This is a genomic window from Flavobacterium sp. B330r (assembly GCF_056824325.1).
Genome location: NZ_CP124860.1, coordinates 2,307,131 through 2,328,986 on the forward strand (window position 1 = coordinate 2,307,131; position 21,856 = coordinate 2,328,986).

The 21,856-nt window shown below is 32.6% G+C and carries 20 protein-coding genes; 8 read left to right on the forward strand and 12 right to left on the reverse strand.

Going from position 1 to position 21,856, the window contains the following annotated elements:
• The first annotated feature begins 28 nt into the window (after positions 1-28).
• The 5 genes from QLQ95_RS10475 (at position 29) to QLQ95_RS10495 (ending at position 5,088) form a co-directional block, all read left to right on the forward strand.
• Positions 29-1,705: a peptide MFS transporter gene (locus QLQ95_RS10475; protein ID WP_320493442.1), complete on the forward strand. Its 1,677-nt coding sequence runs from the start codon at positions 29-31 to the stop codon at positions 1,703-1,705.
• Positions 1,706-1,708: 3 nt separating this feature from the next.
• Entirely contained in the window at positions 1,709-3,193 is a 1,485-nt protein-coding gene (locus QLQ95_RS10480; RefSeq protein WP_095928134.1) for a peptide MFS transporter, read from the forward strand.
• Between the two features lie 47 nt (positions 3,194-3,240).
• Positions 3,241-3,708, forward strand: coding sequence for a thioredoxin family protein (locus tag QLQ95_RS10485; protein ID WP_095928133.1), 468 nt, complete (start codon positions 3,241-3,243; stop codon positions 3,706-3,708).
• Between the two features lie 215 nt (positions 3,709-3,923).
• Positions 3,924-4,376, forward strand: a complete 453-nt coding sequence (locus QLQ95_RS10490; RefSeq protein ID WP_095928132.1) for a thioredoxin domain-containing protein — start codon at positions 3,924-3,926, stop codon at positions 4,374-4,376.
• A gap of 262 nt (positions 4,377-4,638) precedes the next feature.
• The gene (locus QLQ95_RS10495) at positions 4,639-5,088 is read left to right on the forward strand and encodes a thioredoxin domain-containing protein (RefSeq protein WP_172426842.1); all 450 of its coding nucleotides are present in this window, start codon (positions 4,639-4,641) and stop codon (positions 5,086-5,088) included.
• Between the two features lie 2 nt (positions 5,089-5,090).
• Here QLQ95_RS10495 and QLQ95_RS10500 read toward each other — a convergent pair whose 3' ends face one another.
• The 5 genes from QLQ95_RS10500 to surE all read right to left on the reverse strand — a co-directional run bounded on the left by QLQ95_RS10500 (position 5,091) and on the right by surE (position 9,895).
• Entirely contained in the window at positions 5,091-7,115 is a 2,025-nt protein-coding gene (locus QLQ95_RS10500; protein ID WP_320493441.1) for a ComEC/Rec2 family competence protein, read from the reverse strand.
• A 50-nt stretch (positions 7,116-7,165) separates the two neighbouring features.
• Complete coding sequence (locus tag QLQ95_RS10505) at positions 7,166-7,663, reverse strand: C40 family peptidase (RefSeq protein ID WP_095928129.1); 498 nt, start codon at positions 7,661-7,663, stop codon at positions 7,166-7,168.
• A 5-nt stretch (positions 7,664-7,668) separates the two neighbouring features.
• On the reverse strand, positions 7,669-8,790 hold the full coding sequence (lpxB, locus tag QLQ95_RS10510) for a lipid-A-disaccharide synthase (protein ID WP_095928128.1): 1,122 nt from the start codon (positions 8,788-8,790) through the stop codon (positions 7,669-7,671).
• Between the two features lie 63 nt (positions 8,791-8,853).
• Positions 8,854-9,123, reverse strand: coding sequence for a hypothetical protein (locus QLQ95_RS10515; RefSeq protein ID WP_095928127.1), 270 nt, complete (start codon positions 9,121-9,123; stop codon positions 8,854-8,856).
• Positions 9,116-9,895 (reverse strand): 5'/3'-nucleotidase SurE, encoded by a 780-nt coding sequence (gene surE, locus QLQ95_RS10520; RefSeq protein ID WP_320493440.1) that lies wholly within the window; start codon positions 9,893-9,895, stop codon positions 9,116-9,118. The genes QLQ95_RS10515 and surE overlap by 8 nt, the downstream gene beginning before the upstream one ends.
• A gap of 212 nt (positions 9,896-10,107) precedes the next feature.
• Here surE and QLQ95_RS10525 point away from each other — a divergent pair, with 212 nt between their 5' ends.
• The 3 genes from QLQ95_RS10525 (at position 10,108) to glsA (ending at position 14,241) form a co-directional block, all read left to right on the forward strand.
• Positions 10,108-12,291: a carboxy terminal-processing peptidase gene (locus QLQ95_RS10525; protein WP_095928125.1), complete on the forward strand. Its 2,184-nt coding sequence runs from the start codon at positions 10,108-10,110 to the stop codon at positions 12,289-12,291.
• Between the two features lie 92 nt (positions 12,292-12,383).
• A complete protein-coding gene (locus QLQ95_RS10530) occupies positions 12,384-13,172 on the forward strand; it encodes a DNA/RNA non-specific endonuclease (protein ID WP_482503735.1) in 789 nt (262 codons plus the stop codon).
• A gap of 58 nt (positions 13,173-13,230) precedes the next feature.
• Positions 13,231-14,241, forward strand: coding sequence for a glutaminase A (glsA, locus tag QLQ95_RS10535; RefSeq protein WP_482503737.1), 1,011 nt, complete (start codon positions 13,231-13,233; stop codon positions 14,239-14,241).
• A gap of 67 nt (positions 14,242-14,308) precedes the next feature.
• On the opposite strand, the gene rpe is transcribed toward glsA, so the two are convergent.
• The 7 genes from rpe to QLQ95_RS10570 all read right to left on the reverse strand — a co-directional run bounded on the left by rpe (position 14,309) and on the right by QLQ95_RS10570 (position 21,839).
• Entirely contained in the window at positions 14,309-14,971 is a 663-nt protein-coding gene (rpe, locus tag QLQ95_RS10540) for a ribulose-phosphate 3-epimerase (RefSeq protein WP_320493436.1), read from the reverse strand.
• 447 nt (positions 14,972-15,418) lie between these two features.
• The gene (locus tag QLQ95_RS10545; RefSeq protein WP_007804760.1) at positions 15,419-16,282 is read right to left on the reverse strand and encodes a sigma-70 family RNA polymerase sigma factor; all 864 of its coding nucleotides are present in this window, start codon (positions 16,280-16,282) and stop codon (positions 15,419-15,421) included.
• 83 nt (positions 16,283-16,365) lie between these two features.
• Positions 16,366-17,865, reverse strand: a complete 1,500-nt coding sequence (locus tag QLQ95_RS10550) for a porin family protein (RefSeq protein ID WP_428238005.1) — start codon at positions 17,863-17,865, stop codon at positions 16,366-16,368.
• On the reverse strand, positions 17,855-18,406 hold the full coding sequence (locus QLQ95_RS10555; RefSeq protein WP_482503739.1) for an RNA polymerase sigma factor: 552 nt from the start codon (positions 18,404-18,406) through the stop codon (positions 17,855-17,857). The genes QLQ95_RS10550 and QLQ95_RS10555 overlap by 11 nt, the downstream gene beginning before the upstream one ends.
• 10 nt (positions 18,407-18,416) lie before the next feature.
• A complete protein-coding gene (locus tag QLQ95_RS10560) occupies positions 18,417-18,830 on the reverse strand; it encodes a hypothetical protein (RefSeq protein WP_482503741.1) in 414 nt (137 codons plus the stop codon).
• A 121-nt stretch (positions 18,831-18,951) separates the two neighbouring features.
• Complete coding sequence (locus tag QLQ95_RS10565) at positions 18,952-20,670, reverse strand: hypothetical protein (RefSeq protein ID WP_095928119.1); 1,719 nt, start codon at positions 20,668-20,670, stop codon at positions 18,952-18,954.
• Positions 20,658-21,839 (reverse strand): DUF4249 domain-containing protein, encoded by a 1,182-nt coding sequence (locus QLQ95_RS10570; protein ID WP_320493433.1) that lies wholly within the window; start codon positions 21,837-21,839, stop codon positions 20,658-20,660. Before QLQ95_RS10570 ends, QLQ95_RS10565 begins: the two co-directional genes overlap by 13 nt.
• Positions 21,840-21,856: the final 17 nt, after the last annotated feature.

The following is a 21,856-nucleotide window of genomic DNA, read 5'->3' on the forward strand; positions in this document are numbered from 1 at the left end:
ATCATAACCTAATTAAATAGTGAATAATATGGGAGAAACACAAGTAAAAACCGCGCATCCAAAAGGGCTTTGGGTATTGTTTGGAACGGAGATGTGGGAGCGATTCAATTTTTATGGAATGCGAGCTTTATTAACTTTATTCCTTGTGAATTCATTATTAATGAAGGAAGAAGAAGCTTCTTTAATTTACGGAGGTTTCCTTGGGCTTTGTTATTTGACTCCAATGTTAGGAGGTTTTGTTGCTGACCGCTATTTAGGAAACAGAAATTGTATCTTATTAGGAGGGTTATTAATGGCAATAGGACAAATGCTTTTGTTTACCAGCGGAAGTATTTTTGAGTCTAATTTAGACTTGGCAAAAATCGTTATGTACTCTGCATTGGGTGTAATTGTTTTTGGTAACGGATTCTTTAAGCCAAACATTTCTAGTATGGTTGGAAGTTTGTATCCAAAACAAGAAAAAACAAAATTGGATAGTGCATTTACTATTTTCTATATGGGAATTAACATCGGAGCATTCTTAGGTCAGTCTATCTGTCCTTTGTTAGGAGATGTTAAAGATGCTGGTGGAATTAGAGATATCCACGCTTTTAGATGGGGATTCATGGCGGCTTCTGTGGCTATGTTGTTAGGAACAATTTTGTTCTACTTCTTAAAAAATAAATATGTGGTTTCTCCAGAAGGAAAACCATTAGGAGGACTTCCTTCTAAAAATGATGCTTCGGATTTTGAAGAAGGAGAAGCTCAGAAAGCAAACTTTTCTAATAAAGCTTTAATAAGTGCAGGAGTTGCTTTTATTGCTTTAGGTTTCTTTTTTCATTATGTTGTAGGTCAGAACTTAATTTATACTTTGATTTACTCAAGTGGTTTGGCTTTGGCAGGATTAATTATCTCTGATACTTCTTTAACTAAAATTGAAAGAGATAGAATTATTGTAATCTACATCGTATCGTTCTTTATTATCTTTTTCTGGGCGGCATTTGAGCAGGCGGGTTCGTCTTTAACTTTTATTGCAGATAACCAAACAGACAGACATTTCTTTGGTTGGGCAATGCCACCATCGATGGTTCAAATTTTTAACGGATTATTTGTTGTGCTTTTAGCAGTTCCTTTCAGTGTGCTTTGGGATACTTTAAGAGCTAAAGGGAAAGAGCCGATTTCTCCTGTAAAATTGGCTGCAGGTTTAGTAATCATTTCGATCAGTTTCTTTATGATCGCGACTCAGGTTTCTTATATCGGAACTTCAGGTTTCTTGCTAGTTAAATGGTTGATCTTATTATATTTCTTAAATACATGTGCAGAGTTGTGTTTGTCTCCAATTGGTTTGTCATTGGTTGGTAAATTATCTCCAAAACGTTTTGCATCATTATTATACGGAGTATTCTTCTTGTCTAATGCATCAGGTTACGCTTTAGGAGGAACTTTAGGTTCTATTTTACCAGCAACTGGTGATAAATTTGCAAAAGCAAAAGAATTAGGAATCGATCTTCAGGCAGTTTTAGATAAAAAAATAACGCTTTCAGCAGACCAATTGGCTTTGTTGGATCATCATCAAATTAGTGCGCAAAACCCAATTTTTGCAGGATTTGAAATCCATAACTTATATGAATTCTTTATGGTATTTGTTGTCCTAACTGGTATTGCTGCAATTTTATTATTTGCTTTAACACCACTATTGAAAAAATTAATGCACGGTGTTAGATAAAAAATGGAAAACAATATTACTTTAGAAGAAATTCAAAATTTTAAAGGCAAGTACCCAAAGCAATTGTGGTATTTGTTTTTGGTTGAAATGTGGGAGCGTTTTTGTTTCTACGGAATGAGAGGGGTTTTAGCTTTTTTTATGGTAGACCAATTAGGTCTAGTAGAAGGAAAAGCAAATTTGCAATATGGAGCAATTCAGGCTTTTGTATATGCATTTACTTTTATCGGTGGAATCTTTGCTGATAAAATACTAGGTTTTAAGAAATCGCTTCTTTTTGGAGGAATTGTCATGATTCTTGGGAACTTGCTTATTGCAGCTTCTCCGCATGATTTCTTTTACTACGGAATAACACTTTCTATTATCGGAACTGGTTTTTTTAAACCAAACGTATCTTCAATGGTAGGGGAGTTGTATCATGAAAGTGACGGCCGTCGAGATGCTGGTTACGGATTGTTTTATGCAGGAATTAATATTGGAGGTATGCTTGGTGGTGCAATTCCTATTTATTTAGGAAAGAACTATTCTTGGAGTCTTTGTTTTCTTTCTGCGGCAATTGTGATGATAATTGGAGTTATTACTTTTCTTTTAACGAAAAAGCATCTTGCGCCAATTGGAAATTCTCCATTAGAAAACCATGCACCTAAAAAACGTAATCTTTATGAAACTGCAGTTTATGTAGGTTCTTTTGTTGTAATTCCACTAGTTTATATAATGGTTATCAATTCTGATTTTACAGAGTACTTTATGTATACTATGGGAGTAGTGGCATTAGGATATTTTGCATATGAATTGATAATGTTAAAAGATGGAAAACAGCAGAGAAAACTTTTAGCTGCATTTGTATTCATTTTTGGATACTTTATGTTTATGGCCATCTCGGAGCAATCTGGAGGTTCATTGTCTTTGTTTGCAAAAGACAATTTATCGAACAAGTTGTTGTTTTTTCATATTGATCCAAATGTGGTAAATAATAGTATCAACTCATTGTATGTTGTTATTTTTAGTCCATTGGTAGGTTTGTTATGGATATTAATGGCTAAGCGAAAAATTGAACCTAACACTGTTATTAAGTTTGGTTTGTCATTTATTCTTCTTGCGGCAGGTTTCTTTATCTTTTACTCTGCTAGATTTTTTGTAGATGCAGATGGATTAAGTTCTTTGGATGTTTTTGCTTTAGGATATCTTGTTTATACGCTTGGAGAGTTGTGTATTGGTCCAATCGGAATGTCGGTAATTACCAAATTATCTCCTAAACGATTGTTTGGAATGATGATGGGATTGTGGTTCTTGTCTAGTGCATTTGGTCAGTTTGCTGCTGGGAAATTGGGAGCCGAAATATCTGATGCCAACACTGGAACTACATTAATGTCTAAACTTATTGCCTATACAGACGGATATTATCAATTAGCATTATATTCTTTAATTGCCGGAGTTGTTTTAATTGTGGCTACCCCGCTAATCAAGAGATTAATGCAGGAAGTTAAATAATTATATTGTAATAACTTTTTGCATAAATTTGCATAAAATTCCTCGTTATGAAAAAAATACTACTCATCGCTTTGTTTTTAATTGGAGCCGCAAATATTCAGGCACAAGAATTAAAATGGTATACAGATGTTAGAGAAGCCATTACTATAAGTAACAAAGAACAAAAGCCTATGCTAATGTTTTTTACAGGCAGTGATTGGTGTGGTTGGTGTATTCGTTTGCAAAATGAAGTTTTAAAAACTGCCGAATTTAAAAAGTGGGCGACTGATAATGTAGTTCTAGTAGAATTAGATTATCCTAGAGCTGTTGCACAAACGCCAGAGCTTAAAAGTCAAAACAATGAATTGCAGCAAGCTTTCGGTATTCAAGGGTTTCCAACTGTTTTCTTTACAAGTGCAGAAACAAAAGACGGAAGAGTTAATTTTAAAGGTCTTGGTAAAACAGGATATGTTGCTGGTGGGCCATCTGCTTGGTTAAATGTTGCAGAAGGTATAGTGCATCCGAAGAAATTATAAATTTAGAATAAAAAAATATCAAAAGGTCTCTTACACTGTAAGGGACCTTTTTTTTGTTTAGTAGGAAAAATTCTTTACAAAATATAGGCAAATTGAGTATTATTTATTTTATCACGTTTAAAAAAACATATAATGTATTTTTTGTGCTAATAAAATTTGGATAACTAAAATATAATGTTAATTTCGTCTTGCTAATCTAACCAAAACCAATTTATATGACTAAAAAACTACTTATCCTACTGTTTTTTTTAGGTTCATTTATGGCCCAAGCACAAAACTTAGCATGGAGAACAAACATGACAGATGCTATTGCTATAAGTAATGACCAGAAAAAACCAATGCTGATTTTATTCACTGCCTCAGGTGTGCCAGAAAATCTTCAAAATGAAATCTTTAAAACGCCCGATTTTGCGGTTTGGTCACGTGACAATGTGGTCTTAGTAAAATTAGATTTGTCTGATATGAATGCTTCAGATAGCGATCGTGAACAAAATGTGAAATTAAAAAATGCATTTGGAGTTCAAGATCTTCCAGAAGTATGCTTTGCAATGGCATCGGTAAGAAAAAACAAAACTACATTTAGTGCTTTAGGAAAAATAGCCTATAAACCTGGAGGAGCGAAAGCTTGGATTGCAGAATCAAATGCAATTTTACATCCATCAGAATAGTAAACGATTTCATTCGACTTTTATTTTAATTTTTTTTAGTCCCCTTTCTGTTTTACAGGAGGGGATTTTTTTTATTCTAAAAAAGATCAATCAATATTTGATTGTTTTTATTAGTGTTTATTTCACATTTATTAAAAAACAGGCAATTTATTGTCAATTTGATTTTAATGCTTAGAACTTGGTTTTTAATCTCTTAAAATCTTTATTGGATTATATTTTTATACTATTTTAGTTTTATTAACATAACCTAAACCAAAATTATATGCCGAAAAAATTACTTATCCTACTATTTTTTTTAAGTCCATTTTATATGAATTCTCAAAATATAATATGGAAAACAGACATTAATGATGCCGTAACTGTAAGTGCGGAAAAGAGAAAGCCTTTGCTGATTTTTTTTACTAGTCAAAACGTGAGTCCTCAATTACAAAATGAAATTTTTGCCACTCGTGATTTTGAAGAATGGTCGCGTAAAAATGTTATTTTGGTCAAGCTTGATCTTTCTGATCCATCTATTTCTGATGCTAGTAAAGAGCAAAATTTGCGATTGAAAAATGCTTTTGGTATAGAAGAGGTTCCGCAAGTGTGTTTTTCTGAAGTTACCAGTAGAAAAGGAAAGACCAATTTTAATAAACTAGGACTTATAGGCTATAAAGCTTCTGGCGTTAAATCATGGATTTCTGAATCGGATTTGATTTTAAATCCAGAATAAAATTACAATCTATAATATCCCTTTTCTTTTGTTGAATGAAAAGGGATATTTTTTTTAAGACAACTATTTTTCCAATTTTTCTGAATCGAATTAGAGTTCGATCCATCAGCAATAACAATTTTAGGACGAATATTTTCTAGCAATCGATCCAGATTTATTTTTGAGGTCTGAGTAAGAATTAAAATATCTGGATTTACTTTTTCTGGTAAAGTTTTAGTGCTGTCAATAATTAGAATTTTGGTGTCTTTAAAATAAAGCACATTTTTGATCTCTTTGATTCTAGATAACGCAATTGAATTCCCTACGAGATACGAATTGATGTTTCTGTTGTTTTCAATAACAGTATCTCTAGTAAAAAGCACAAGATTTCTTCCTGAACGTTCAGAAATGAGTGTATTGTTTCTTTCGTTGTAAACAATCAATTCTTCTTCTTTTTCTGTTTCTATTTTGGTTAAAATAAAGGCAAGCTGGATCGTAATAATTGAAATCAATGCAAATAGCAATTTGCTGAAACTTGGCTTTTTAATCCAGATAATGGTGCTGATTATAAATAAAGAAAATGCCCATAAATGAAACAAATTAAAACTGATGTCTCTGATAACAAATGAATCTATAGAAGCAACAGCATGAATCGTAAGATTTAGCAGATAAATGCTTTTCTCAAAAATCATAGTGATGAATAAGGGCGGACTGGTGAAAATGGAGATAATCATAACCACAATTCCAGCAATCATGATAAAGGATAAAATAGGGAGTATAATAATATTTGTGACAAAAAATAACCCTGGAAATTGATGGAAATAATAAAGGCATAAAGGCAATGTGCCAATTTGAGCAGCGAATGAAACCGTTAAAGCTTCCCAAATGTAAATTGTTATTTTGTTTTTTGGTTTATAAATGTTTTTTAAAACAGGCTGTAGCCAAAGAATGAAAAAAAGTGCGATGTAACTTAATTGAAAGCCAACATCAAATAAGAAATAAGGCTCAAAAAGTAATATTAGTAAAATTGAAACGAGTAAAGTATGGTAGATGTTGCCAGTTCGGCGCAAATGATTTCCAATTGCAAGAAAGGAGAACATGACTACAGATCGTAAAACGGAAGGCGATAAGCCAGAAATAATAGCAAAACCAGCTAAGGAAATTAGAATGCAAGCCAGTTTAAAAAATGAACCTTTTTTTGTGTTTGGAATTGGTTTGAGTATAAAGGTTATAAAAATCATTATAAAGCCTACATGAAGCCCAGAAACCGATAAAACGTGTGTAGCGCCAGAGTATTGATAATCTTGGATAATGTCTTGTGAAATGTCCTGCTGCTGACCTAAAATGAGCGCCAGAGCAACATTCATTTCAGATTTGTTGAATTTTGACTTTTCAAGATTAAAAATTATTCGCGAATGTAATTTGGCACAATAATACCAAATGTCTTTTTGAATGTTTTTGTTCACCAAAATTTCTTTTTTAGAACAATAAATCTGAGCATAAATTTGTTTGTCTGCCAAATATCTACTGTAATCAAATTGATTTGGATTTTTACTGGGTTTATTTCGCTGTAAAAGCGTTTGAATTTTAATGTTGTTTCCTATAATTAGAGCATTGCGGTTACTATCTTTTTGAACGTTTACAATTATTTTTCCAGAATAAACTTTTCCTGAAATGGTTTTGATATGCCCAATGTAACGATCACTGAAATCATTGCTTTTTAATTTTTCTCTCAAGATTAAAGTAAGAGATTGTTTTGTTTCAAATGCTGCTTTGCAATGCGTGTAATTGTTCTTTTGAAGACTTTCGGTATGGCTAATAAGAGTAAAAGAACCTAAGAAAAAAGAGAGCAAGTAAACTGAAATCCCAAAAAGAATTGTTTTCTTATTGTTTTTTAAATTCCATAAATAGGTACTGACAAATAAGAAAAGACAAATTAGTAGCAAATAATGAATTGCCGCAATAGATAAGTGTAAATAATAAGCTGTGATGACACCTATTATAAAAGCGATTGTAATTTTTATTAACGGAAAATCTAATACTTTCATGGCTTAAAAGTATTAAATATTTGTAAGAAAAATAATAAAAAAATATCTTTTTATTGAAGAATCCTATTTACCTGCTCAAAGGAGTTTTTGTAATAAGGTTCTTTGGTAGAGGAAATAATTACACCTTTTGAGGTAGATGAGTGGACAAATTTTATTTCATCAGAATTGACCTCTGTAATTAGTCCGACGTGATTGATTTGTCTGCTTTTGTTGGTTTTAAAGAAAATTAAATCTCCCTTTTTGGCGTCATTTAATGGGACAACTTTTCCAATTTTTGCTTGATCAAAAGAACTTCTCGGAAGTTGGATATTTTCACTTTCAAAAGTGGTGTAAACTAATCCAGAACAATCAAAACCGCTTTTTGTAGTTCCACCTGCTTTATAGCGAACGCCAATATTATCAGTAGCTTTTTCAATTAAATTATTAACCAAAGCTCTGTTTTCTTTTTTTGATTCGCTTTTTGTGCTGTTTTTTGATACCGCTGTCGAAGTCGATTTACAAGAAGTAACAGCAATTGCCAAAAGCAGAAAAATTACAATTCGTTTCAAATCAATTAATTATTTTGTTTTAAATCGGCAACAATTAGTTTTGCTGTGTTTTTACTCGCGCCAACTCCGCCTAATTTTTGTTCTAATATATCGTAATTTTGCAGCACTTTATTGCGATGGCCAGGCTCTAATAATTTTTGAAGTTCTTCTTTGATTCGTTTTTTATTACAATCTGCTTGAATCAACTCGGTTACAACTTCTTGATCCATAATTAAATTGACAAGAGAAATATACTTTAATGTAATAATGCGTTTTGCAATTTGGTACGAAACTTCGCTTCCTTTATAGCAAACGACCTCGGGAACTTTAAAAAGTGCAGTTTCAAGAGTTGCAGTTCCAGAAGTTACAAGAGCAGCTGTCGAAGAACGAAGCAAATCATATGTTTTGTTCGAAACAAAGGCAATGTTTTTATTTTTCAGGAATTGCTGATAAAATTCATATTCCTGACTTGGAGCGCCTGCAATAACAAATTCATAATCCTGAAAATCATCTACAACGCTCAGCATCACACTCAGCATTTTGGTAATTTCCTGTTTACGGCTTCCTGGTAGAACGGCAATAATGGGCTTTTCGCCTAAATTATTTTCTTTTCTAAAGAAAGCTTCATCAAAAGCGGGCTGATTCTGAATGGCATCAATAAGCGGATGTCCAACAAAATCTACAGGAAAATGATGTTTGTCTTCGTAGAAACTTTTCTCGAATGGCAAAATAACATACATCTTATCAATGTCTTGTTTGATGGCTTTAATTCGATTTTCTTTCCAAGCCCAAATTTGAGGAGAAATATAGTAATGTGTTTTATAACCTAATTCTTTTGCCCATTTTGCAATTCGCATATTAAAACCAGGATAATCAATAAAAATAATCACATCTGGTTTGAACTCCGAGATGTCTTTTTTACAGATTTTAATATTGTTTAAAATGGTTTTTAAATTGAAAACCACTTCAATAAAGCCCATAAAAGCTAGGTCGCGATAGTGTTTTACTAGAGTTCCGCCTGCTTTTTGCATTAAGTCTCCACCCCAAAATCTAATTTCTGCTTCTGGATCTTCGGTATATAAGGCCTTCATTAAATTTGAACCATGTAAATCTCCAGAGGCTTCTCCTGCAATTATGTAATACTTCATGTTGGTTTTTTTGTAAATGTGCTAAAGTTGTAACCATTAAAAGGAACTTAGCAAAGATAAGATTTAAATAACTAATGTAGAAATTGCCAGTACAATCACGGCTAGAATTACGCCACGCGCCATAAATTCTTTATTTCTTTTTAACAGAATACCAAAAACGGCAAGGTCTAAAAGTGTTCCTATAGTAATTATTTTTCCGAGATATCCGTATTCTCGAATCATTTGAAATCCTTGCGAAATATCAAATGTGGTAAAAAAAGTGATGAATAGATAACTTCCTAAAAGAGCCGTAAAAATTCCGATTAAAAATCCGATCAGTATTTCTTTAGTCATTTAATTTCCAAGTATTAAGTTGTTGAATAGAGTGGTGAGCGGTCAAGTCAAATTGTACTGGAACTACAGAAACATATCCGTTTTCCAATGCCCATTCGTCAGTGTCTTCGCCTTTATCTTCGTTTACAAATTTTCCGGCAAGCCAGTAATAATCTTTCCCAAAAGGAGTTTGTCTTTTATCAAATTTTTGCGCATAGTAGGCTTTCGCTTGACGGCAAACTTTAATTCCTTTAATTTCAGACTCCTTTAATTTTGGAAAATTGACATTTAAAACTACTCCTGGCGGAAGTTTATTGGCTAGGGTTTCTAAAGTGATTTTTTTTACAAAAGACTTTATTGGTTCAAAATCAGCATTCCAATCAAAATCTAAAAGAGAAAATCCTATTGCTTGAATACCTTCTATTCCAGCTTCAACCGCGGCGCTCATGGTTCCGGAATATATGACATTAATAGAAGAATTCGATCCGTGATTTATTCCCGAAACGCACAAATCGGGTTTGCGTTTTAAGATTTCGTTTACTGCCAGTTTTACACAATCGACAGGCGTTCCAGAGCAGCTGTACTCTGCAATTGTGTCATTGTCTTTGGAGATTTTATCAATAAATAAAGTATTATTGACGGTGATTGCGTGACCCATTGCGCTTTGCGGTTTGTCTGGCGCAACGACAATGACATCGCCTATTGTTTCCATGACACTAATAAGGGCTCTAATTCCAGGAGCCAAAATACCATCGTCGTTGGTTACTAATATAAGTGGTTTCTCGGCTTTCATTTAATAAATATTATGTGTAGTTTTAACAATTGTAAGATTTTAAGAGCAAAATTAATCACAATTATTTGCGAGAAGTCACAAATACTGTAAAATTTGTCAACTAAGGTAAAGAACTTTTTTGCGAATTAAACATTTTTATATCTTTAACAAAAAATTATCGAAGCGTTAGCTCTCGTGGCATAGTTTTTAACGTAACTTAGATAAAAAAATTGATGAATGCTATTATAAAGTTTATGAAAAGAAATTATAAGATACTCATAGCCGTATTGTGCTTATCGCTTACATTATTTGCATTTAAGATGAATGCCGATAGGACAATCGACCCAGATCCAAACAAAGACAAGACACTTTTAGAATTATTAGCATTTGTTATTGAAAAAGGACATTACAGCCCAGCAGAAATAAATGATGAATTTTCTAAAGGTATTTTCAAGGATTATATTGATGCTTTAGACCCTTCAAAAAGATTTTTCCTTCAGTCTGATATTGACGAATTCAAACAGTATGAATTAATGCTGGATGATCAATTTTTGAATAAAGATATTACGTTTTTCAATCTTACTTATACAAGGTTAATGAAGCGTATGGAGGAAAGTAAAAAACGTTATAAAACGATTTTAGCTCAGCCATTTAATTATAATGTAGATGAGACTTTTGATGCGGATTATGAGAAAATCCCGTATGCAAAAAACTTAACGGAGATAAATGAAAGATGGAGAAAACAGATTAAATTATCGACTCTTTCTTCTTTGGTTACAAAGCAAAAAATTGAAGATGAAAAGAAGAAAAAAGATCCAGCTTACAAAGAGAAATCTTTTGAAACTTTAGAGAAAGAAACTCGTGAAAGTTCATTAAAATCTCTAGATGATAATTTTAGCGTGATTAAAGATTTGAATAGAGACTACTGGTTTTCTGTTTATTTGAACTCGATCATGGCTCGTTTTGATCCGCATACAAGCTATTTTGCACCAGAAGAAAAAGATCGTTTTGATGTAAACATCAGCGGTAAATTGGAAGGTATTGGAGCTCGTTTGACTAAGAAAAATGATTTTACTCAAATTGATGAGTTAATTTCTGGAGGTCCAGCTTGGAAAGGAAAACAATTAGAAGCAGGAGATTTAATCTTGAAAGTGGCTCAAGGAAACGAAGAGCCTGTAGATGTTGTTGGAATGCGTTTGGATGATGTTGTAAAGAAAATTAAAGGTCACAAAGGAACTGAAGTAAAGTTAACTGTTAAGAAAGTTGATGGTTCTATTAAAGTGATTTCTATTATTCGTGATGTTGTTGAAATTGAAGAAACATACGCTAAGTCTAGTATTGTGGAGAAAGATGGTTTAAAATATGGAGTGATCTATCTTCCTAAATTTTATATCGATTTTGAAAACAAAGACGGACGTGATGCAGGAAAAGATATTGCTCGTGAAGTAGAGAGATTGAAAAAAGAAAACATCAACGGTATTGTTTTAGACGTTCGTGATGATGGTGGAGGATCTCTTTCTACAGTGGTTGATATTGCTGGTTTATTTATCGAAGAAGGACCAATCGTTCAGGTAAAATCTGCTGGTAAAAAGAAAGAAGTTTTATATGATAAAGATAAAAAAATCGAGTGGGATGGTCCATTAGTTATCATGGTAAACAGTTTTTCTGCTTCGGCTTCTGAGATCTTGGCGGCTGCAATTCAGGATTATAAACGTGGTGTGATTATCGGAAGTAAACAAACTTACGGTAAAGGAACTGTACAAAACGTATTAGATTTAAATCAGTTTGTGCGTAATGCAAACTATGGAGATCTTGGAGCATTGAAAATTACAGGACAGAAGTTTTATAGAATTAACGGTGGTTCTACTCAATTAGAAGGTGTTCATAGTGATGTGGTAATGCCAGATCGTTATGCTTACTTAAAAATGGGAGAAAGAGACATTGATAATGCAATGCCTTGGGATAAAATTGATCCAGCCGATTACAGCACTTGGACTTCTAATGAGAATTTCAACAAAGCAATTATGAACAGTAAAAACAGAATTGCTCAAAATGCTCAATTTAAGTTAATTGATGATAATGCGAAATGGATCGATGTTAAAAATAAAGAAAACGTATATAGCTTGAATATTAAGAGTTTTAAAGAAACTCAAGAACAAGTTGAAAACGAAGGAAAAAAATATAAACCAATTTCTGATTACAAAAACGATTTGATTTTTAAATCATTACCGTATGAAGAAGATGAAATGAAAGCTGATGCTTCTTTAAAAGAAAAAAGAGATGCATGGCACCAAGCTTTATCTAAAGATGTTTATGTAGAAGAAGCGTTAAACGTATTGGATGATTTACAATCAAAAAGTTTGGTAAAAGCTACAGTTAATCCTAAAATGAAAAAGGACAAGCTAGTGAAGTCTTAAATTCGAGAAGAATTTAATTTGTTTAAAAACGCTCTATGAATTTTAAATTTATGGAGCGTTTTTTTGTATGTTTAACCTCTAAAAATAGAATTATGAAAGTTGGCCTGAGTTTGATTTTAATGGGTTTTGCATTGTTCTCTTGTAAAAAAGAGAATACAGGAATTACTGAAAAAGTAAATAATGATGAAGCGGTTTCTTCTATTAAAGGAAATTCTTCTAGCACAGATTCTGTCTATACGGTTGCTTATTTGCCAACTTCGACGACAAAGCAGATTGTAAAACACCAATATTATACTTTATCGTATAATGAAAAGTTCGAGCAGGCAGAATGGGTGGCGTACGAATTGAAAAAAGAATATTTAAAAAATAATGATTTTAAAAGACCTTATTTTATTGAAGATCCAAATGTAACGACAGGTTCTGCAGATTGGAGAAATTATAAAAATTCAGGTTATGATAAAGGACATCTTTGCCCTGCTGGAGATATGGAATTTAGTAAAGATGCCTATAATGATACTTTTTACACGTCGAATATATCACCTCAGAAAAAGGAATTTAATGCTGGAATTTGGAATAGAATAGAGCAGAAGACGCGTTATTGGGCAGGAAAATATAATGATATTTATGTCGTAACTGGCGGAATTGCGAAAGAATCGGATAGAAAAATAGGAACAGAAAAAGTTGCTGTTCCTAAATATTTTTATAAAATCGTTTTGGCTAAAACAGGTAAAGAGCATAAAGCAATTGCTTTCTTGGTTCCAAACGAAAAAAGCGATAAATCTATTTATGATTTTGTTGTTCCGATTGAAACTTTAGAAAAAATGACTGGAATTGATTTCTTCCCGAATCTTAAAAATCTTAAAAGCAGTAAGGATTTTTAATTCAATACTATTTAGTCATAAATTAATACAGAATACAAATAAGAATGCATTTTTTAGAATGAACAAGCAAATGACTTTTGTTGGTTTAATGATTGTTTTTATCATAAACCAAGGCTATAGCCAAATACTACTGAATAAACAAAATATAGAGAATACACTTAATGAGGCCTTTAATAAATTTAAAGATTTAAAAGAAGGAAAAAATGCCGACTATATTCAAGAGCTTGCCAATGTTGATCCCGATATTTTTGGTATTGCAATTGTTACCGCAGAGGGAGCCATATATACAAAAGGTGATATAACATCAATGGTTTCGATTCAAAGTATATCGAAAGTGTTTACTATGGCAAAAGTAATTGAGCAAGAAGGGTCACAATTTTTGGAAGATAAAGTAGGAGTAAATGCGACTGGATTGCCATTTAATTCTATTGTTGCAGTAGAAATGCACAAAGGCGATAAAATTAATCCTCTTGTAAATCCAGGAGCTATTGCAACCACTAGCCTTATTCGGGGTAATGATTCTATAGCAAAATGGAAAGAAATCCAGAAAATTCATAGTGATTTTGCCGGAAGACAGCTTTCTATAAATCGTCCTGTTTATAGAAGTGAGGCTGGTGATAATTTGCGGAATCAAGCTATTGCACATTTGCTATTGGCTTATAACAGAATATATTTTGATCCGGTACAAGCAACAGATCTTTATACGAAACAATGTGCATTGAATGTAAATGTAAAGGATCTTGCTACAATGGCGGCCACATTGGCAAATGGAGGTGTTAATCCTATTACAAAGAATAAGGTGGTTAGTCAGACAACTGTTATGTATACTTTGCCTGTAATGGCAACTGCTGGGCTTTATGACAATTCTGGAATTTGGCTGTTTAACTCGGGGCTTCCAGCAAAGAGTGGAGTTGGAGGAGGAATATTGGCAGTGTGTCCTGGCAAATTTGGAATTGCGGTTATTTCGCCGCCATTAGATGAAACTGGAAATAGTTTGAAAGCTCAGAAAGTGATCCAATACGTTGTAGAAAAACTTAAAGCAAACCCTTATTGGATTACTCCTAAGTAGGTTTGAGGTAATAAAAAAAGAAAAGGACAAAAAATGTTTTGGCCTTTTCTTTTTTGTTTTTGAAAGTTTAAAAAGCAGTAAGAGCTTTTAACTCTGCAATTGTTTCTGTTGGGTTTTCGGCTTTAAAAACAAAGCTTCCAGCAACTAAAACATCTGCACCAGCTTCTACCAATTGTTTGGCGTTTTTGCTGGTTACACCGCCGTCAATTTCGATTAGTGTTGAAGCATTTTTGCGTGTAATCAATGCTTTTAGTTTTTTTACTTTGTCATAAGTATTTTCGATGAATGATTGTCCTCCAAATCCTGGGTTAACACTCATGATGCAAACTACATCAATATCATTTATAACGTCTTCTAAGAGATCAACATTAGTGTGAGGGTTCATTGCTACTCCCGCTTTCATTCCTTCTGCTTTAATGGCTTGCAGTGTTCTGTGCAAGTGCGTGCATGCTTCGTAATGTACGGTTAATCCGTTTGCTCCTAAATCGGCAAAGGTTTTAATGTATCGATCTGGGTCAACAATCATTAAATGTACATCGATATATTTTTTTGCATGTTTTGTAATTGCTTCTAGAACTGGCATACCAAATGAGATGTTTGGAACAAAAACGCCGTCCATAATATCGATATGGAACCAATCTGCCTGACTGTTGTTAAGCATTTCTGCATCACGCTGTAAATTACCAAAATCGGCAGCAAGAACTGAAGGAGCAATAAGTGTATTTTTCATTGTAGTGTGTTGTTTTTTTTACAAAGATAATTTTTTTTTAACGGCAAAGAGCGCAAAGAATTACGCAAGGTGCGCTAAGTTTTTTTATGCTGTAGTTAATGATTTAAACGCAAAGAGCGCAAAGATTTTTCGCAGAGTTCACAAAGTTTCTGTTTGAAATTATTTGAGAAACCAAAGTCCACAAAGCTTTGTGACCTTTGTCTTTCGACTGATACTTAAATAAAATCTTAGCGAACTTTGCGTAAAAACTTTGTGTACTCTGTGTTACTAACATTTTAGCTAAATACTAAAAAAATAAAAAACTCCGGTAATCAGCCGGAGTTTCAATCATCAATCAAAAAACGAACAGTCAATCAAACTGTTGTTTGGGGTAAAATTCCAAGTTATAAATTCCAAATCCCAATTAGATTGGAATTTGGGATTTTAAATATTGAAATTTAATATCGTTTATCCTAAATAAGTTTTAAGGATTTTACTTCTAGAAGTGTGTTTCAATCGACGGATTGCTTTTTCTTTAATCTGACGAACACGCTCACGAGTTAGATCGAAAGTTTCACCAATTTCTTCAAGAGTCATTGGGTGTTGGTCGCCAAGTCCAAAATACAAACGTACAACATCTGCCTCTCTTGGGGTTAATGTTTCTAAAGAACGTTCGATCTCAGTACGAAGAGATTCGTGAATTAATTCTCTATCTGGATTTGGAGATTCGCCAGAACGCAATACGTCATAAAGGTTAGAATCTTCTCCTTCAACAAGAGGAGCATCCATAGATAGGTGACGTCCAGAGTTTTTCATAGACTCTTTTACGTCGTTTACAGTCATGTCAAGTTCTTTTGCAATTTCTTCAGCAGAAGGCGGGCGCTCGTTAGATTGCTCTAATAACGCATACATTTTGTTGATTTTATTGATAGAACCAATTTTATTTAATGGTAAACGTACAATACGAGACTGTTCAGCTAGAGCTTGAAGAATCGATTGACGAATCCACCATACAGCGTAAGAAATGAATTTAAAACCACGAGTTTCATCAAAACGTTGAGCCGCTTTAATTAAACCTAAGTTTCCTTCATTAATTAAATCCGGAAGAGTTAATCCTTGATTTTGATATTGTTTAGCCACAGATACTACGAAACGTAGGTTGGCTTTTGTTAGTTTTTCTAAAGCTCTTTGATCACCAGCCTTTATTCTTTGTGCTAATTCTACCTCTTCATCAGCGGTAATTAGGTCAACTTTTCCAATTTCTTGTAGATATTTATCTAACGATGCAGTTTCACGATTAGTTACCTGCTTGGTGATTTTAAGTTGTCTCATGTTGTTGTCTCCCTATTTTTAAAGTGTACAAATGGTTATACGTAAGGAGTATCAAAAAAGTTACAATATTTTAAAAATATTTTTTAAAATTTATAACTAACACCAGTTTGAAGCGAAATACTATATGGTTTAGCCTCTTCTTTTTTATTGAAAGTGCTTAAGTAATATTTGAATAAAGGGTTTATGTCCAATGCAATACGTTCGGTCAATTTATAACTTAATCCGAGACCTAAATTATAGGAGAAATTTACGCCTGAAAGATTTTTTGCTTCTCCTATATTTTGCTGAGACACATTTTCTGATTTTAAATACAGTTTGTTTTTATCCAATATTAAAAAACTAAAGCCTGTAAAAGCTTCTATTCCAACTTTGCTTTCGTCTTTTTTTATTGCGTAATTAAATTCTAATGGCAGTTCATAATAAGAGAGATTTTGTACTAAATCTACTTGGTTAGAATCGCTAAATGTTTCTTTTACGTTTATTTCTGTTTTTAAATTGATATTGGTGTAATCTGGAATTAAATTCTGATTTAATCGCGTTGATGTTTTTAGATTTATCTTAGAAAATCCTGCTCTGAAACCAATTTTGTCGTACATCGTTTTTACATAAACACCATAATGTGAGGTAATAGGATGACTTTTAGACAAATCATTCATTCTAGGACTAATCATGGATTTACTGTTTAAAGAGCCAAAAAGTGCAGGGCCATAAAAAGCAGCAACTGTAAATTCAGGTTCAATCTCTGTTGTTTGAGGCGTGTACTTACGTTCTTTATACTCTCGTTTTGGAGTTGTCTTTTTCTTTAAATCTGTGCTGTCTTTTTTGGCAACACTATCCATTTTGGGTTCAGTTATTACTATTGAAGTTGGGAGGTCTTTTTTGAAATTATTATCAGTTATAGTATCTTTTCCTGAAATTGCCTTTTCTGAAATTGCGTTTTTTGGAGTTTTGTTTCCTGCAATAGTATTTTTTGAAATTTTATTGATTTCCTTTTTTTGAGTTTTCTTCGGATTTGTGAAACTAGATTTTGCTGTTTTTTGTGCAACACCGTTTTTAGAATTGCCTTTTTTATAAGCTACAATTGGTTTTTTAGCATTAATTGTATTGCGATCTTTTGCAGTTGTTTTTATTGGTTTAGAGGTGATTTGTTCTTTTTTAATAATGACTTTATATTTTTTTACAACTTCATATTCTTCGTATTCATTAGTCGATGTAACAAATTTGCTTGACTGTTTTACGAGTTTTACGGTCTTGATTTTTTTAACAGTAGTAACTTCATCCGATCCTTTTTTTTGCAGGTTAACTGGCAAAGTTTGGTTTTTCGAGCTAGTCGAATTAGAAGCATTTTTTTGTGACGGAGTTTTTGGGTCTATATTTTCTTTCTGAAAATCTGAATTAAGATACAGCAAGCTTGATAAAATTGTAACCATAAGGATGCTAGGAATTAGCCAAAACAAAATTCTTTTACGTCTTTTATTATTTAAATCTTTTTCAATTTTAGACCATACAAAATCACTCGGACTTTTGTCTAAATTGTCCAATTTGTTTTTGATTGCTTTTCCTATTTCAGTTTTATTCTCCATTTTTTTGTTTTGAATAATAAAATGTATTTTTTGATTTGATTTTTAATTTCAGAATCTGTTTTGCTCGATGTAAATTTGATTTTGATGTGCTTTCGGAAATGGATAACATTGTAGCAATTTCTTTATGCGTATAATCATCGAGTTCGTATAAGCTAAAAACCAATCGGTATTGGTGAGGGAGTTCTTGAACAAAAGATAAAATGGTGTCAAGAGAAAAATCTATTTCACTTTCATTTACGGTGTCGTCTTGAGAGAAATCGTCTTTAATTGCAGTAAGCAGGTACGATTGCTTGTATCGTATTATGGCTTTATTGATCGTAATTCTTTTAATCCAGCCTTCAAAACTTCCGTTTCCTTTGTAGTTTTTTATATTGGTAAAGATTTCAATAAAAGAATCATGCAGATTATCTTCGGCTTCTGCTTCATTAGGGCAATATTTTAGACTAAGTACAAAAAGAGTGTTTTTATACAATTGGTATAATTCTTCTTGTGCTTTTCTGTTTTGCCTAACGCAATCTTTTATGAGCTGATCTAAATTCAAATTTTAAAAACTATAATTTTGAAATTAATATAGTGCTTTGACATTCTAAAGATTTCTTGTTATATGCTGAAATTTCTCCCTTAGTAAAATCTTTATTAAAGTAAAAAGTGGCTTCTTTTGTGCCTTGTCCTTTCAGTAAAATTATTGAGCCACTTATAACAGTCCATTCAATTTCATAATCGTCAGATGGTGCATTAAATGCTTTATAGTTATAGGTATATTTATATGAAGTTTCTGTTTCTACCCATATCCTGCCATCTACATCGCAGCAGGTTCCAGACGTTATATCTTTGCAATCCGGATCTTGATCATAGTATGCGCTATCATCTATTGGGATTGTATTTTTTGTTTCTGCAGCTTCATTATTGCATGAAAATAAAAAAACAAGCAGAATTGCCGAAATAAAAAGTGTTGCTTTTTTCATCTTAGTTAGCCTTTTATAATCTATAGTATAAAAACAATGAAAAGGTTGCGTAACTATGAAAAAATAAAAAGCCCATGTTTCTAAGTTTTTGAAACATGGGCTTTTAGCGGTTGTATTTTTTTTAATTTGTCGCTGTATCTTTTACTTCAATTAATTCTTTAATAGAAACTGGAGTTCCGTTTTTTGCAAAACCTTCCAATCTTATTTCATAATTTCCGGCAACATCAGAAGTGTAGAATGAGGTTTGAGAATCCTTGTTTAATTTTACATCAGGATTCCAAAGCAATTGATTTCTAAAATCAGGAATTCTTGCATTATCAGCCAAGTTTGTATAATCTACATTGTTGTAGATTTTTTTAAGCTGTGGTCTCAAAATTGTAGTTTTTAGAATTGAAGAACCGCTTTGTGTGCTTGCGAAATCCTTATCAAAAGTTATAAAACTTACTAATCCGTTAAATGATTTTGGTCCAACATAATATCTGCCGACAATAAGGTCGATTCTATAGATATTTTTCATGTTGTATTTTAATAAATCATTTTGGTTTTGCAATTGCAATCCGTCAACTAATACTAATGCAGGATCTGGCAATTGAGGGAAAACAGATGGATCTGTTACATGCAAATGCATGACTCCGTTATTTTCTTTATGATATACTTCTGTTGTAACCTCTGTTATTGTTTCTCGTAACGTTTTAAATCTTGTATAATCATCCAAAACATATTCTTTTGCTTTAGTGGCATAGAATGGATCTTGAGTAGTTTGCTTTTCTAAGTTGTCCTTTTTTCTATGGATATAAGCATTCTCAATTTGACTTGAAACCGCTCTGTCCAAAAGACTTTCCTTAAACGTGTATGATAAATTGTTATTTGGCGAAAATGCTAATTGTGTTGTGTTTATACTTGGAAGTTCGTCCAATGCAATAGAATAATTATCAGCACGTTCATCAATTACTTGAATAATGATGTTTGGATTGTAATTCTCTTTATCAATACTAAAAATAAAGCGTCCTTCTGAATTTGTCTTTACTACCTGAAAAACAAAAGATTTTCCTGGCAAAGAAAAAGAAACCGTAACATCTTGAATCTTATCTGTTCCGCTTTTAGAAACCACTTTACCAGAGATCATTTCTCCTCTTAATTCTGGAAGAACTGCTTTTGAAGTAGCATCTAGCACAACAGTATTTGATGGTATAGTGGCAAAATTAGTTGCTGAAATTGAATTTTGAGTAGGAATGTTGTCTAATTTTCTAACAGATAAAGAGTAACTTCCTTCTTTAATATTATCATTTGAAGATTCTAGTTTTAAATCGACATGTTCGCGGCTAGAGAAAACTTTTTTGTTTAATCTAAGGTTTAAATCTGTCGCGTTTACTGAACTCTCTAAAGTATTTGAAGTGCCTGTTAAAACATTGCTGTTTGGAGTTTTTTCATTTGTTTTATAAGGATTAACGATATTAATATCCATTTGAAAAAATTCTGAAGCAGGTTTGTTTAACATCCAATTGGTGTAAGCAACTAGTTTGTAACTTCCTGTTTTAAGAGTAGTCGGAATAAAATAATCTCCTTGTCCTAACGCATTTTCTAGCTTGATTTTGGCTTTAAAAACGCTTTTTTTATCGCTGTCTACCAATTCTACATAAGCAATTTTACTAATATGGCTTATAGTTTTGTCAGACGATTTTAAGCAGTAAATTTTATACAATAATGTCTCACCCGATACAAATGTCGATGCATTGGCATGAAGGTAAATAGTTTCGTCTACAACAATATTTTGCTGTGCGTTTCCTAATTGTGTGCTAATTAAAACAAACAATAATAATAGGTGCTTTATTCTGTCCAAAATGAAGGTTTTACGTTAGATGAAAATGTTGTGCAGTCTCCGCATTCTATAGGTACCATAGTATAATAATCGTTGGTATTATAGCTGTACCAAAGTCTATAGCTGTTAAGTTCTGTTATTAATTGTGGCCCAAGGCAAGGAGGGTCACCAAATCCGAAACAGAATCTGTACTCAGCGTCAATACATGGCACATAATAGGGAGGTAAAGGTCTTCCTGGATATAAGTCAGCATAATTAAAAAACATTCTTTTTGATGATACCGAAGACACGTCAAAAAAGCCTATTACTTTGCTTTCAGTATCGGTAACACATTTAATATTACCATTTACAAAGCCAGGCTGTTTAGGCGATAATACACTAGAACTGCTTGAGATTTCTTTTAATGTTTTGTAAAAAGTAAATGCCTCAATACTTTGTACATATTGGCGCACTAGAATACTATATCTGTGACTGATAATATAACTTTGGTCACTTATAAATCGCACAGGAAAATTAACACGATCCTCTTGTAGATTTGTTGTTGATGTTTGAATGATATCAACAGATTTTTTTGAGCCATAACAAATTTGAATGTCTAATGGACTTGGAACAAGCGCAATTTCTTTTGGACCCGTTGCAATTAGTTTTTGGTCACCCCATTTTGGTGCGATTATTTTATAAGTTTCTTCATATTCGTATCTATAATATTTTGAAGTATTTGTTGGGTCATAGCTTTCAACACTTATTTGTACGCCTTCTCCTTCTTGGGTTGAAACCACTTTAGGGACTAGGTTTTCAATCTGATTTTCAGTTGTCAAAACTTCAGTTGAAGACTGGTATTTCTTACCGCCTTTTGTAGTGATTTCTAAAGAATATTCTGTGTTAGGTTCTGCTTTAAACTCTGAATCAGAAATATATTTTTCTGAATTTTCAGTAAAGTGATAGCTGTTTCCTTTATTGTCGGTAACTACAACATTCGCACCTGTTTCTACTTGTACGCCTTCTTCTTCCAAACGAGCAGTTTTCGTCAGTTTAATTTCCTGATTTTTTAATTCATTTGTTATAGTTGCTTCTACAACAAGTGCCTCCTCGTAAGAATCAGTCTTAAGGTTATAGGTTTCAGTACAGCTAATGAATATAGTACTCATTAGTAGTAATACTGTTATTTTATTTTTTAATAATGTTTTCATGATTTTTAAATTCTGCT

What these genes read in the sequence shown, in the direction of transcription:
- QLQ95_RS10485 (WP_095928133.1), top strand. Translation starts at nt 3,241, where the DNA reads ATGAAAAAAATACTACTCATCGCTTTGTTTTTAATTGGAGCCGCAAAT.
- QLQ95_RS10480 (WP_095928134.1), top strand. Translation starts at nt 1,709, where the DNA reads ATGGAAAACAATATTACTTTAGAAGAAATTCAAAATTTTAAAGGCAAG.
- QLQ95_RS10545 (WP_007804760.1), bottom strand. Translation starts at nt 16,282, where the DNA reads ATGAGACAACTTAAAATCACCAAGCAGGTAACTAATCGTGAAACTGCA.
- QLQ95_RS10530 (WP_482503735.1), top strand. Translation starts at nt 12,384, where the DNA reads ATGAAAGTTGGCCTGAGTTTGATTTTAATGGGTTTTGCATTGTTCTCT.
- QLQ95_RS10495 (WP_172426842.1), top strand. Translation starts at nt 4,639, where the DNA reads ATGCCGAAAAAATTACTTATCCTACTATTTTTTTTAAGTCCATTTTAT.
- surE (WP_320493440.1), bottom strand. Translation starts at nt 9,895, where the DNA reads ATGAAAGCCGAGAAACCACTTATATTAGTAACCAACGACGATGGTATT.
- glsA (WP_482503737.1), top strand. Translation starts at nt 13,231, where the DNA reads ATGAACAAGCAAATGACTTTTGTTGGTTTAATGATTGTTTTTATCATA.
- QLQ95_RS10570 (WP_320493433.1), bottom strand. Translation starts at nt 21,839, where the DNA reads ATGAAAACATTATTAAAAAATAAAATAACAGTATTACTACTAATGAGT.
- lpxB (WP_095928128.1), bottom strand. Translation starts at nt 8,790, where the DNA reads ATGAAGTATTACATAATTGCAGGAGAAGCCTCTGGAGATTTACATGGT.
- QLQ95_RS10550 (WP_428238005.1), bottom strand. Translation starts at nt 17,865, where the DNA reads ATGGAGAATAAAACTGAAATAGGAAAAGCAATCAAAAACAAATTGGAC.
- QLQ95_RS10475 (WP_320493442.1), top strand. Translation starts at nt 29, where the DNA reads ATGGGAGAAACACAAGTAAAAACCGCGCATCCAAAAGGGCTTTGGGTA.
- QLQ95_RS10500 (WP_320493441.1), bottom strand. Translation starts at nt 7,115, where the DNA reads ATGAAAGTATTAGATTTTCCGTTAATAAAAATTACAATCGCTTTTATA.
- rpe (WP_320493436.1), bottom strand. Translation starts at nt 14,971, where the DNA reads ATGAAAAATACACTTATTGCTCCTTCAGTTCTTGCTGCCGATTTTGGT.
- QLQ95_RS10560 (WP_482503741.1), bottom strand. Translation starts at nt 18,830, where the DNA reads ATGAAAAAAGCAACACTTTTTATTTCGGCAATTCTGCTTGTTTTTTTA.
- QLQ95_RS10490 (WP_095928132.1), top strand. Translation starts at nt 3,924, where the DNA reads ATGACTAAAAAACTACTTATCCTACTGTTTTTTTTAGGTTCATTTATG.
- QLQ95_RS10515 (WP_095928127.1), bottom strand. Translation starts at nt 9,123, where the DNA reads ATGACTAAAGAAATACTGATCGGATTTTTAATCGGAATTTTTACGGCT.
- QLQ95_RS10525 (WP_095928125.1), top strand. Translation starts at nt 10,108, where the DNA reads ATGAATGCTATTATAAAGTTTATGAAAAGAAATTATAAGATACTCATA.